We start from the raw sequence: 13,213 nt of genomic DNA, 5'->3' as shown, positions 1-13,213 counted from the left end.
AAGCGTCTCACAAGAGCCTTACATATGGGAGACCCGGTCGGCAAGCGCACCGAGCGCATTGCGAATGTCGCCCGGCGGGACGAATGCCAGCGCATCCATCGCCCGTTGCGCATGATCGCGCATTCTGGCGCGCGCCGGCGGAACACCGAGGCGACGCACCTGATCGATGGCAGCAGTCAGGTAGTGTGTGTCGGGCGCGTGCTGATCGACGACCGCTGCCAGATCAGCCCCTCCCCCGGCATCGACCGCATAGATCAGCGGCAGGGTAATCCGGCCCGCGCGCAGGTCGTGTCCCGCATAAGGTCCATCAATTTCATAATCGCGCACTTCGGCGGCAATGTGCATTGCCATACCAAGTTCTCTGCCGAAGCGTCCCAGCGTATTGGACAGCGTATCATCGCTGCCGCCGCACACAACGCCGACCCGCGCCGCCGTCTCGAAGAGCGCGGCAGTCCGGCTTTCGACGACATACTCGTGCTGCGCCAGCGCCTGATCGAGCGGCGCAACCGCCGTCACCGGCGCCAACCGGCCCTCGCAGAAGGTCATCACAACGCGCGAATACATACTGATAATGCGCGCATCGGGCGCGAGCGCCATTTCGGAAGCGGCGAGCGCCAGCAGATAATCGCCCGACATCAGCGCCACATCGCCGTTCCAACGCTGATCACCGATTGGTTGTCCGCGTCGGCGCGCTGCCTCGTTGATCAGATTGTCGTGGACGGCAGTGGCAAAATGGATCAGTTCCGCCGCTGCCGCAGCGTGAATAACGCGGCGCGCGTCGTAGCGACCGAGACGGGCTGCAAGCACAACCAGTGCAGCGCGCAAATACGGCTTTTCCATGCCGCGCAATGCAGCGCTTGCAGTCTGAGCGACGATCGGTCGCCCTTGCATGCGCGCGTGAATAACCTGTTCGACTTTTGCCAGGTCTCCGACGATCTCGTCGGGGACTGGAAGCGGCATTAGCGGCATCATATGGGAGGTTCCAGCGCCTTTGTCAGAAGCATACTCTGAACATACTACGCTGTCAAACCAGCGGGCGATCTCTGAGCGGTTTCTCACATTCGTAGCGAATGCCCGGCGAGAGAGACTGGTACAATGCTCATAGCAGGACGTATGCGGTCGCCTTCCGCGCAGACAAGCCGCGTCATGGTGTCTTGCCTTCGGCAGAGCAGTGCTTCTGTTGCAGCGCAGCGGCTCTGCCGCCGCATCATCGATCATCCCGGACCCGGAGCGTAAGAGCGGGTCTGAGAGCCGTCCTTACGCTTCGTGGACTCGAAGCAATCGCCTTGATCGGCAGAAGGAGCGATAATGCGATTCATTCTGATCCTGATTGTCCTCGCTGCGCTTACCGGTTGCGGTATGCGTTTGAACAGCGCGCCGGCGAACGAAAGACCGGTTGGAACCCTGATCCCGACTTCGGCGACAACACCGGCGCCGGCAGCGCCGGTTGCGACTGCGGTTGCCGGCACACCGGCACAGCCGCCTGCCGCGCCGACGAGCGTCCCCACACAACCCCCGCCTGCCACGCCCGAAAGCGCGTCCACACAGCCTGCCGCACCGACGAGCGTCCCCACGCAACCCCTGCCGGCGCCTGCGCAGCCGGAACCGCCGACGGCGTCGCAGATGCCGCAAATTGCGCTCCAGCAGATTGTTGATGGCTTTGACCGTCCGCTGCACATCACGCATGCGGGTGACGGCAGCGGGCGATTGTTCGTCGTTGAAAAAGTCGGACGCATCAGGATTGTGCGCAATGGGCAAGCGTTGCCTGAGCCGTTCCTGGACATTACCGACCGGGTTGGGTCGCGCGCCAATGAGCAAGGGCTGCTGAGCGTCGCATTCCACCCCCGCTACCGCGAGAACGGCTGGCTCTTCGTCAACTATACCGACACCGAGGGGAATACCGTTGTCTCACGGTTCAGCGCCGAGGGCGACCGCGCCGATCCCTCCAGCGAGGAGGTGGCGCTCACAATCGAACAACCGTTTGCGAACCACAATGGCGGGCTGATCGTCTTTGGACCGGATGGCATGCTGTATGTGGGCATGGGGGACGGCGGTAGCGCCGGCGATCCGCTCGGCGCCGGACAGGATCGCTGGACTCTTTTAGGGAAGATACTACGTATCAATGTTGACACGCTTCCCTACACCATTCCCCCGGACAACCCCTGGGCAGACGGCAGCGGCGGGAGGCAGGAAGTCTGGATTCTCGGCGTGCGGAACCCGTGGCGTTTCTCGTTCGACCGCGCCACCGGCGATCTGTTCGTCGCCGATGTCGGGCAGAACCGGTTGGAAGAGGTGCATATGCTGCCCGCCGGGAAGAGCGCAGGCGCCAATCTGGGCTGGAACATCATGGAAGGAAACGAGTGCTTCCGCCGTAACGACTGTGATCGGCGCGCACTCGATCTCCCCATTGATGTCTACCCGCACAGCCTGGGATGTTCCGTGACCGGCGGGCACGTGTACCGCGGCGCAGCATTCCCCGCCTTGCAGGGGGTCTATGTGTTCGGCGACTTCTGTAGCGGGCGCATCTGGGGGCTGCGCCCGTCTGCCAGCGGATGGGAGCGCACCGAACTGTGGCAATCCAACATCCAGATAGCCGCCTTTGGAGAAGACGAAGCGGGCGAACTGTATGTCGCGGGGTACAACAATGGCGTCCTGTACCGGATCGTTGTAGAATAGACAGGAAGAAATCTTAAGCCAGTGATCATCTGCGAAGTCTGGCACACGACGGGTTCGAGGTTGATCCATGCCTCCTGTAACCGTTCAGGATGTTGTGCGTCTGGCGTTGCCCGAAGGCGTCGTGGTTGCCGCAGGCAGCGCCGGTCTGAGTCATCAGGTGAGTTGGGTGGCAACGCCACGCGCAACGCCGCCGGTCTTCACGAATCTGCGCGGCGGTGAATTCGTGCTGGTGGCGACCAGTGCGCTGCACGCGCTCGATGAGCGACTGACGCTTGCCAACCTGGCCGAGCGGTTGGCGCAGGTACCGATAGCTGCAATTGCGGTACAGGGCGATATTCCTGATCAGGCGCGCGCGACAGCCGAAACGTTGCGCCTGCCGCTGCTCCATCTTCCCGACGCCAGCGACATCCGTGAGGTGGAGCGGGAAGTGCAGCGCCTGATCAGTGATTATGACGCACAGATTGAGCGTCGTGCCGCGCAACTCGGGCACGTGCTGACACAACGCTCACTGGCGGGCGCCGGCGTCAATGGTCTGCTGGATACGCTTGCCGAGCGCACAGGACGCAGCCTGGCTTTCTACAGCCCAACCGGTGAAGTTCGCGCGCTGCGGGCGCGCGGTCCGGCGCGGGTTGCGTTGCAGACGCTCCAGCCGCGCGGCACGGGCGCTACGACCCATCTGGGGCAGCAGATCTGGGTGCAGCAGATCGGGCAGATCGCATCGGGCGATGCTGCCGGGCGCAACTTTGGCTATCTGGCGCTCTGCGGCGATACGCTCGATGACTGGGATCGCCTGGCGGCGCACCAGGGGGCATCGGCGCTGGCGCTAGAACTGGCGAAAGAGCAGGCGGTGCTGGCAGCCGAGGAGCGCCTGCGCGGCGATTTCGTCCAGGCGGTGCTGGTCGGCGCCGCTGCCGATGATAAGACCCTGGTGCAGCGTGGGCGCGAGTTGGGGTACGATCTGCGCCAACCGCACGTTGCCCTGCTCTGTGGTGTGGCGAACGGTGATGATCGCGCGATTGCGCGATTGGCCGGCGCGCTGAGCGCCGCACTCAGTGCGCTCGGCGTTGCGGCGCCGCTCATGCGCCGCATCGATGACGTGCTTTGCTACATTCCAGCGGTAAGCCGAGGTCGTCGCGCTCACGAGATAGCCGATCTCCTGCACGCCCGATTGACCGACGATATTCCCGGCGTGCTGGTCGCAATCGGGCGCGAGGCGCCAGCCCTGACCCACTGGTCGCGCTCGCTGCGCGAAGCGGAACAGGCGCTGCTCATCGGGCGGGAACTGCTGGGGAATGGGAGGGTGCTCGACTTTGGCGACCTCGGCGTGTATCGGTTGCTCCTGCTCCTGCGCGAGTCGCCGGAATTGTGGGAGTTCTACCGCACCACCCTTGCAACCCTTGTCGATTACGATCGCGACCAGCACGGCGAACTGTTGAAGACGCTCGAAGCCTTCTTTGACCACAACGGCAATCTGGCGCGTACTGCCGAGGCGTTGCACATTCACCGCAATACGCTCCTCTACCGCCTGACGCGCATCAAGGAGATCAGCGGGCGCGACCCAGACGTGGCGGAGGACCGACTGGCGCTGTGGCTGGCGCTCAAAGCGCATCGCGTGCTTAAGACGATCAGTGAGCCGGTGACGTAAGCGCCTTACTCCCCGACGTGCTGAAGGTTGGCGAAACTCGCCAGCAGACGTTTGACCCCTTTGCCGACGAAGGCGACCGTCACTTCTTCATCGCCTTCGACCAACTTCGAACTGACGACAATCCCTTCGCCAAATTGCGCATGATGCACCTTCTGCCCGGCAAAGAAGGAGATGGCGCGCGGTCCATCGGGGGCAGCGCTATGTGGTGATACAGGCGCCGCCTGGTTGCGACGGGGATTGCGCAGCGCTGCCGCGCGACCGGTCACCATCTGTGCAGCGGCATACCCGCGTTTTGGCGCGCGTTGCAGTAGATCGGGCGGGATGTCGTGCAAAAAGCGCGACGGGGTAGCGATTTCCGTCCGCCCATATGTGGCGCGCCGGAAGGCATGGAGCAGGTAGAGGCGCTCTTTGGCACGGGTTGCGCCCACATAGAACAACCGTCGCTCCTCGTCGAGCGCGTCGCGGTCATCGGCCGAGCGCGCGTGGGGCAACAGCCCCTCTTCGAGACCCACCAGGAAAACGACGGGGAACTCCAGCCCTTTCGCCTGATGAAGCGTTATACAGGTGACAGCGTTGCGCTCTTCCTGGAGGGTATCGATATCGGAAACCAGCGCAACTTCTTCAAGGAACGTCGATAACTGGCTTGCGAGCGGCAGATCGGCATACTGCTCGGCGACATTCCGCAACTCCATCACGTTATTCCAGCGGTCATCGCCTTCCTCATCGCCATACTCGCGTCGCAACGCCTCACGGAACCCAACCCGCTCGAACAGCCAGTCCATCAATGCGCCAAGCGAGAGGGTCTGCCGCCGATCAAGAGACTCATCGATCAGTGTCAGAAAGCCGAGCAACGCATTGCGCGCCCGTGACGGCATCTCACCGGTGCGCGCGGGCGCGGGGGATGTTGTCTGGTCGGCGGCGGCTTCGGCATTGGCGGCGAGCGTGTGCAGCATCACATAGAGCGGCACAGCAGCCGCGCCCGCGCGCCGTTCCAGGTCTTCCTGGGTGCGCTGCCCGATGCCGCGCGCGGGCCAGTTCAGCACCCGGCTCAGGCTGATGTCGTCGAACGGGTTGAGCGCCAGGCGCAGATACGCAAGTGCATCCTTGATTTCCTTGCGCTCGTAGAAACGGGTGCCGCCGACGATGATGTACGGCGCCTGGCGCGCAATCAATGCCTCCTCAATCGCGCGCGACTGCGCATTCGTGCGGTACATGATCGCAATGTCACCGGGCTGATACGCGCCGCCGGCGATCAGGCGCGCAATCTCGCCAGCAACCAGTTGCGCCTCCTCGTCCTGATCATACCCCTCGATAACCTGCACCAGCACACCTTCGCCGTTGCGCGTCCAGAGGCGCTTGTCGCGGCGGCGCTGCGCGCTGCGGTTGATGACCGCCTGTGCCACATCGAGGATCGCCTGTGTGCTGCGGTAATTCTGCTCCAGCAGAATGACCTGCGCTTCAGGATAGTCGCGCTCGAACGACAGAATGTTACGAATATCGGCGCCGCGAAAGGCATAGACCGACTGATCCTCGTCGCCGACGACGAAGATGTTGTGATGCCGGGATGCCAGTTGCTTCAGCAGCACATACTGCGCCCGATTTGTGTCCTGGTACTCGTCCGCCAGGAGAAAGCCATAGCGCTCTTGGTAACGTTCGAGCACTGCCGGATGCTCCTCGAAGAGGCGCACCGTTTCGACCAGTAGATCATCGAAGTCGAGCGCATTGGCGCCGCGCAGCAGTTCTTGATAGCGCGCAAAGCAGCGGGCCACGACTTCCTCGAAGTAAGAGTGCGCGTGGCGGCTATAGGCGTCAGGGTCGATCAATTCATTCTTGGCGCGCGAAATAGCCGCGTGGATAGCGCGGGGCGCGTGCTTCTTCTCGTCCAGGTTCAGGTCGCGCAGCACACGCTTCATCACCCGCAGTTGATCGTCCGTGTCGTAGATCGCAAAATCGCGCTCCCGACCGAGGTGGATACTATCGCGGCGCAGGAAGCGCGCACAGATGCTATGGAACGTGCCGACCGTCAGCGCCGCCGCTTCGCCAGGACCAAGCAACTTCTCAAGGCGGTCGCGCATCTCGCGCGCGGCTTTATTCGTGAACGTAACCGCAAGAATATGGTGCGGATCGACGCCGTGGACACCGATCAGGTACGCTACGCGGCGGGTCAGCACGCGCGTCTTCCCGCTGCCGGGACCGGCGAGCACCAGCACCGGACCCGGCGCAGCCGTCACTGCCTGGCGCTGCGCCGGGTTCAAGCCGTCGAGGATTGTCGAGGCGTCGGTCATGACCTGCTCACGTTACACCAATGACGATTGAAGATGCCGCATGCGTGTCATTCCGAGCGCAGCGACTTGTCATTCCGAGCGCAGCGACTTGTCATTCCGAGCGCAGCGACTTGTCATTCCGAGCGCAGCGAGGAATCTCAGCGGGTCGCGCACGACCCCGCGCTCTGCTCGGAGTGACCATGCCGGATGTTCACGGGTAATTGGTATTACACCAGCGCACGCACGACCTCGATACCGTTCAGCGCCATATGATGGAGGAACAGCACGTGGTGCAGGTCGCCGTCGTGCGCTTTGATGTGCAGCTCCCGCGCCGCCGACACTGGCGTATCGAACGTATCGACCGCATTGGCGGGCACAATCACGCGGCGCCGGATGCCGAAGGCATTCGCTTCCAGGCGCAGGTGCATCGCCCCCTGATAGGTGCAGAGATCGGTACAATCACCCACGACGATAAAACGCTCCACCTGCGGGCGCGCACCGATCCACGCGCTCAGACCGGTGCCGATCATCGAACTGATGGAGTTCTTCGGGAAAACAGCAATCTCATCGAAGAACGGCAGCGATGTCAATTCCTCAACGGCTGCGCTCTCGGCGCTGCCGGCGATGCAGTGCGGCGGATACGCCTCGAATTCTGGCGTCTGCGGATCGTGTGCGTCCTGGGTCAACGCAAAGTTGCGCACCCCCAGCGCATAGGCGCGCTCGAACAGATCGGCGACCGGGCGCACAATCCGCCCGACGCGATCACTCGCCAGCGGACCACTCTTGCAGAAGCCGTTGATGACATCAATCGATAGCACCGCAACCCGTTCCGGCTCACCGGCAACGACCTCCGCCAGTGGCACATCCTGCAACGAACTGAACCACTCATCGAGGTAGGTCAGAAACGGACGCGCGTGATCAGCGAGGTTTATCCGGGCAGGCATTGCTTCCTCCTCCAGGCGATTGACTTGCTTCCGGCTGCGCCGCGAGAGCCGTCGCAGCCTCTATCGTGAAACTTACGAAGACGAGAGATCGCGTTCCTGTACATAAAACTTACGAAGACGAGAGATCGCGTTCGTGTGACTCGCCGGCATCAATACGCGCTTCGCGCCAGCGGAAGACGAACTGCCCATCGCCACGATCACGGCGGAAACGGTAGAGTCGGGTCGGACGACCGCGCCCTTCGCGCAACAGACCGGTCTCCTCCAGCACGCCAGCGTCCTTTATTTTACGATAGAAATTGCCTTTGTCCAGTTTTTCGCCGAAAATCTGTTCGTAAATATGTTTCAATTCCAGGATTGAAAAGACCTCTGGCAGCAGCTCGAATGCGAGCGTCGTGTACTCCAGTTTTGAGCGCAGGCGCACAAGCGCCATCGCCAGGATGCGGTCGTGGTCGAAGGCAAGCGGCGATGGCGCCGCGCGCACCGGAAACCAGCGCACATCGATGCTCTCTTCCGACACGCGCAGACGCTGCCGGTCGGCGCGGACCAGCGCAAAATAGGCGACGCTGATCACACGGGTGCGCGGGTCGCGGTTCGGGTCGCCAAAGGTGTACAACTGCTCGATATAAATGTCGCGCACGCCGGTTTCCTCTTCGAGTTCGCGGCGCGCTGCATCTTCGAGCGACTCGTGCATCTGCACAAAGCCGCCGGGGATCGCCCAATATCCTTCGTAGGGCCAGCGCTTGCGGCGCACCAGCAGCACGTGGAGTTCGCGGTCGATCAGCGTGAAGATGACCACATCGACGGTAACGGACGGGCGTTCATAGCGTGATGGGTCGTAGGTCTCGGCAGTTTCTTCTGCGTCGGTCATCACCACACCTCAATGACAAGGGGCACAGTTTTCGCAAACTCCCACCAGTTTAGTGTCATTACAACAATAAATATACCATAGGCGGGCGATTTGTCAAGGCATATCGAGCAATCAGGCGACGTTATTGCGTTGCGAGCGGGTCAACCCTGCTCCCGCCCACCGCGCAACCGTCGGGCTGAATGAACGAAGGGCGCTTCCGCGCTCTGTGCCGCCCCGCAACGCACGCGGCTTCGCGCGTTCAGCGCGGGCGCGGGCAGCACCTGCCAGAAACGCGATGGCTTGACGAGTCACGACTGCATTGCACATCTCTGATTGACGCATCATTTCCCAAAGCGTACAATACAATACGAGTGACGCTGGCCAGAAATGCCGATAGCAAATGCGCCTGCTGTGCATCAGACGAGGTTTCATGTGCTGACACCTGGAACAATCCTGCAAGATCGCTATCTGATCGAACGGCTCCTGGACCGCAGCCCCGCCGGTGATTTCTATCTGGCGCGCGACCAGCGCACAAAGCAACCTGTTGATGTCAAAGCCATCACCCGTACTGAGCCGGATGTCGATACCCTGTTTGCGCGCGAAGTTGCGGCGCTGGCCTCCTTGCGACACCCGGCGCTCCCTGCCGTCGTCGATATGTTTGCTGCGCCACTCGGGCGCTTTATCGTCTTCGATCATATTCCAGGTCTGAGTCTGGAAGACATTCGCGCGCGATCCCCCCACGCTCAACTTGACGCGGATTCGGCGATTCGGCTCTTGCAACCAGTGCTCGATGCACTCGATCAGATGCACCGTCATCCGGCGCGCCTCGCGCATCGCAATGTGCGTCCGGCAAACATTCGGATTACGGATGCCGGCCAGGTCTATCTCACCAATCCCGACGTCGCCGGACGATCCGGCGCTCCTTTCGATGGACGTGATCTGCACGCCGATCTGTGCGGCATCGGCGCAACGCTCTACACGCTCCTCACCGGCGCCGCGCCGCCTCTCCCTGCGGAAAGAGTGCAACACGACACGCTGCGTCCGGTGCGCCAGGTCCGTCCCGATCTCTCACCCGAACTGGCGCAGGTCATCCAACGGTTGTTGTCCTTCGACCCGGCGCAGCAGTACGCTTCCGCTGCCGAGGCGCACCGGGCGCTCACCGAGGCGGCCCCCGATGTGATCTGCCCGCGCTGCTCGAAACCCAATCGCGCCAGCGCGCGGTTCTGCCGCTCGTGTGGCGCGCCGCTGCCAGCGTCCGATCCGCGCAGCGCAATTCGCGCGTTTATAGGGAAACTTCCATCCCTGCCGGTTGCAACGTCTCCCCCCGATACAGCCACCGCGACGTTCGACTTCCACACCCCCACTACCTCTGCCGCCACTACTGTCGCCGCCGTCTCCGGCGTCGCGTCAAAATCTGCCACGCCCGCCCTCCCATCTGCCGATGCTCCGACCGTCGACTCCCCGCCCGCCGATGCCCCGACCGTCACCTCGCCCCCCGCTGATGCCACAACTTTCATCTCGCCGCCTGCCGACGCACCAACCGTCACGTCGCCCCCTACCGACGCGGCGACCTCGATCTCACCTCCCGGCAAGCCAGCATCGGTAGAGGCAACCGCAGAAGCGCCCGCAGTCTCAATTCCTGCACCACCCCCCGCCGGCGCACCTCCGGCAGCGCCGGTTGGTGGTGCGCAACGTCAGCGCAGCATGCTGATCGGCGGGATCATCGCTGCAATCGTTCTCCTGCTGGCGTGTGTGGGTGGCGGGTATTTTGCGCTGGGAGCAGTAGGGTTGCTGCCAGGCAGCGCCACTGCCGTCTCCGGCGTCTCGCCGGCGCCGCAGGCAACGCGGACACCAGCAACCGGTGGGAGCGCTGCAACTGCCGAGGCGCGGCAGAATGCGACCGCGACCGCCATCGCCATAGCGCAACGAGCAACCGGCACGGCGCGCGCCGAAGGGCAGACGACGACAGCACAGGCGGGACAATCGTCAGAGCAACAGACAGCGACCGCCATGGCCCGCCAGACGGTCGCCGTAGCAGCGCAGCAGACGGCAGCCGCTATCGCTGCCGCCACCCAAACTGCCGCCGTGCCGACTGCAACGCCTGCGCCGCAGTCGCTCATTCCGCAGCCTGGTGCGCTCTCGCTGGCGGATTACCAGGCGCAGACACGCGGACTACGCCAACTTCTGTTCGAAACCTTTGATCGAGGCGAGCGCACGAAAGCAATCTGGACCCAGGTGGACAATGAGCGGCGTCGGGCGGCGCTGCGCGACAATCTCTACTACCTGACGGTCAAAACGCCAGACCTCACAACATGGTACACGTGGAGTCGCGATCTGGGAAATACGTACAACATTGAGTTAAGTGTCGCGTTTCAGACCGTCGGTGCGCCGGCATCGGTCGGCATTGCCTTCGATGTGCAACCCGACGCGAACAGTGGGCTGTTCTTCGAGGTGACGAGCGATAAACGCTGGTTGTTCAGCACCGTGGTCGATGGACAGTTCATCACAGAAGGCAGTACCGGTCTCATTCCAGACGAAATCATCGTCGATGGCGTTGGCACAAACGTCCTCTGGGTTGTGCGCACCCCCAGCGAAATCCAACTTTGGATCAACAGCAAGCACGTGGCGACACTTCCGCCGAGTCCCTTTCCTGGCGGGCAGGCAGGCGTGTGCGCCTCATCGTTCAGCGGGCTGACCGAGCCGGCCACGGTGATCGTGGACAATTTTCGCGCCAGGGCGCCATAGGGTTATACGACGATCCTGAACGCTATCACTGACCCCTGACTAAAGCCTCGACCTCGGATCGAGCGCGTCGCGCAACCCATCACCCATGAAGTTGATACTTAGCACCGTTAGGAAGATCAGCGCACCCGGAATGAGCGCCAGCCAGGGCGCCGCCTGGAGATACTGACTCCCATCGGTCACCAGGCGTCCCCACGTCGGCGTGTCGGGTGGAAATCCGACACCGAGGAAGGAGAGGGTCGACTCGGCGATGATTGCGCTGCCGATTTCCAATGTGGCAGCGACGATAATCGGGCTGATAGCATTCGGCAGGATATGGCGGAACATAATTGCCGTTTGGCTGATGCCCAGGCAGCGCGCCGCCTCAACAAACTCCTTTTCCTTGAGCGAAAGAAACGTTGCGCGCACCACGCGCGCCGTCTGCATCCACGCCAGCGCACCGATCACCGTCACCACGATCACAAAGATACCCGCCTCCGGCGACCCCATTGCCTGAATCACCGGATCGCGGAATAGATAGACCGTCAACAGAATCAGCGGCACGGAGGGCAGCGACAGAAACAGATCGGTCAGCCGCATCAACGCCTGATCGACCAGTCCGCCAAAGAAGCCCGCCGCAGCGCCAATGATCGTTCCGAGCGAAATGGCGATCAGCATCGCCACAAAACCGACTGCCAGCGACACACGCCCGCCATAGATGCAGCGCGCCAGCAGATCGCGCCCCAGGTCGTCGGTGCCAAAGGGATGCACATGCGTCGGCGGCGACAGCAACGCCAGAAAATCGAGATGATCGATCAAAACGCGAATATCGGGGTTCTCCGCCGTCACCGGCATGCCCGACTGCGCCAACTGCTCCACCAGGTAGCGTTCATACCACCAGGCGCCGACAGTCACAGCCAGCGTCATAAACACGAGAACGCCGACCCCGATCATTGCCAGCGTGTGGCGGCGGAACCGGCGCCAGGCGTCTCCCAGCAGCGTGCGCGGCTTCGACGACACGCCAAGTTGCAACTGGCGGATCGTTGCAGCGGCATCAGATACGGATGGGGTCATTGTCTGGTCTGCTTCGGACATCTACGCCTCATTTGTCGTGATGAACTAACTGTACCGCACGCGAGGATCGAGCACGCCGTAGAGCACATCGGCAATCAGATTAAACAGGACCGTGAGACAGGCAAAAATGAATGTAATCGCCATTACAACCGGCGTATCGGAATTTTGAATCGAGGTGATCAACAACTGACCAATGCCGTTGACCCGGAACAGGTTCTCGGTAATAATCGCACCCGCGAAAATCGTTGGAATACCGAGCGCAATCAATGTCACTACCGGAATCATACTGTTGCGCAACACGTGGCGGATGATCACCATCCGATCCGCCAATCCTTTGGCGCGCGCAGTGCGCACATAATCGAGCGGCAGATTATCGAGCATCGACGAGCGCATAAAACGGGTCAGCGCAGCCGTTTGCTGCACCACAAGCACGGTGACCGGCAGCGCCATCTGACGCGCCTGTTCGACAAGCCCCTCCCAACCGGCCAGATTGAGCGTCGAGTTGTACACAATCGGAAACCACTTCAGATTAATGGCAAACACCAGCATTAATGCCAGACCGGTAAAGAACGACGGCACGGAGAAGCCGATGAACGCAAGAAAGGTCGCCACTTGATCAAACACAGAATACTGCTTCACCGCCGAAATAACGCCGATCGGAATGGCGAGCAGCACCGCAATGAGGTACGCCGTTCCAACCACTATCAAGGTCTGCGGCAGACGTTGCCAGATCAGATCGATCACCGGACCGCGCGTGCCGAACGAGAATCCCCAATCGCCGCGCGACAGCGCCGTCAGCCATTTGACATAGCGCACATACCAGGGTTGATCAAGCCCAAACTGAATGCGGATCAACTCGCGGGTCGACTCCGGGATTGCCGGGTTGAGCGCAAACTGTGCCAGCGGATCGCCCGGCGCCAGCGCCAGAATCGCAAAAATCACAAAACTGATAATCAACAGCGTTGGAATCGCAATCAAGACTCGTCGCGCGATGTACTGCGCCATATTACACCCTTTGCCGAACTGAGTATAACAATGCAGG

Annotated in this window: 9 protein-coding genes; 3 read left to right on the top strand and 6 right to left on the bottom strand. The window is 62.0% G+C overall.

The features are described 5' to 3' along the window. Positions 1-18: 18 nt before the first annotated feature. Positions 19-960, bottom strand: coding sequence for a polyprenyl synthetase family protein (locus RCAS_RS02030; protein WP_232280129.1), 942 nt, complete (start codon positions 958-960; stop codon positions 19-21). A gap of 348 nt (positions 961-1,308) precedes the next feature. On the opposite strand from RCAS_RS02030, the gene RCAS_RS02025 reads away from it, so the two are divergent. Next, a complete protein-coding gene (locus RCAS_RS02025; protein ID WP_011997927.1) occupies positions 1,309-2,676 on the top strand; it encodes a PQQ-dependent sugar dehydrogenase in 1,368 nt (455 codons plus the stop codon). 67 nt (positions 2,677-2,743) lie between these two features. After that, on the top strand, positions 2,744-4,321 hold the full coding sequence (locus RCAS_RS02020) for a PucR family transcriptional regulator (protein ID WP_011997926.1): 1,578 nt from the start codon (positions 2,744-2,746) through the stop codon (positions 4,319-4,321). Positions 4,322-4,326: 5 nt separating this feature from the next. Here the strand turns inward: RCAS_RS02020 and RCAS_RS02015 are convergent, their stop codons facing one another. The 3 genes from RCAS_RS02015 to RCAS_RS02005 form a co-directional block, all read right to left on the bottom strand. Then, positions 4,327-6,606 (bottom strand): ATP-dependent helicase, encoded by a 2,280-nt coding sequence (locus RCAS_RS02015; protein ID WP_011997925.1) that lies wholly within the window; start codon positions 6,604-6,606, stop codon positions 4,327-4,329. Positions 6,607-6,812: 206 nt separating this feature from the next. Further along, positions 6,813-7,529: a cysteine hydrolase family protein gene (locus RCAS_RS02010; RefSeq protein WP_011997924.1), complete on the bottom strand. Its 717-nt coding sequence runs from the start codon at positions 7,527-7,529 to the stop codon at positions 6,813-6,815. 109 nt (positions 7,530-7,638) lie between these two features. Further along, entirely contained in the window at positions 7,639-8,397 is a 759-nt protein-coding gene (locus RCAS_RS02005) for an NUDIX hydrolase (protein ID WP_011997923.1), read from the bottom strand. Between the two features lie 411 nt (positions 8,398-8,808). Here RCAS_RS02005 and RCAS_RS01995 point away from each other — a divergent pair, with 411 nt between their 5' ends. After that, positions 8,809-11,121: a serine/threonine protein kinase gene (locus RCAS_RS01995; protein ID WP_157042507.1), complete on the top strand. Its 2,313-nt coding sequence runs from the start codon at positions 8,809-8,811 to the stop codon at positions 11,119-11,121. 39 nt (positions 11,122-11,160) lie between these two features. Here the strand turns inward: RCAS_RS01995 and RCAS_RS01990 are convergent, their stop codons facing one another. Both RCAS_RS01990 and RCAS_RS01985 read right to left on the bottom strand, forming a co-directional pair. Then, the gene (locus RCAS_RS01990; RefSeq protein WP_011997921.1) at positions 11,161-12,192 is read right to left on the bottom strand and encodes an ABC transporter permease; all 1,032 of its coding nucleotides are present in this window, start codon (positions 12,190-12,192) and stop codon (positions 11,161-11,163) included. A 24-nt stretch (positions 12,193-12,216) separates the two neighbouring features. Further along, positions 12,217-13,176, bottom strand: coding sequence for an ABC transporter permease (locus RCAS_RS01985; RefSeq protein WP_011997920.1), 960 nt, complete (start codon positions 13,174-13,176; stop codon positions 12,217-12,219). Between the last annotated feature and the right edge of the window lie 37 nt (positions 13,177-13,213).

Origin of the sequence: Roseiflexus castenholzii DSM 13941 (assembly GCF_000017805.1) — a bacterium.
Lineage (GTDB): Bacteria > Chloroflexota > Chloroflexia > Chloroflexales > Roseiflexaceae > Roseiflexus > Roseiflexus castenholzii.
The sequence above is the reverse complement of the archived record's forward strand: the minus strand, read 5'-3'. Positions and strand labels throughout refer to the sequence as shown.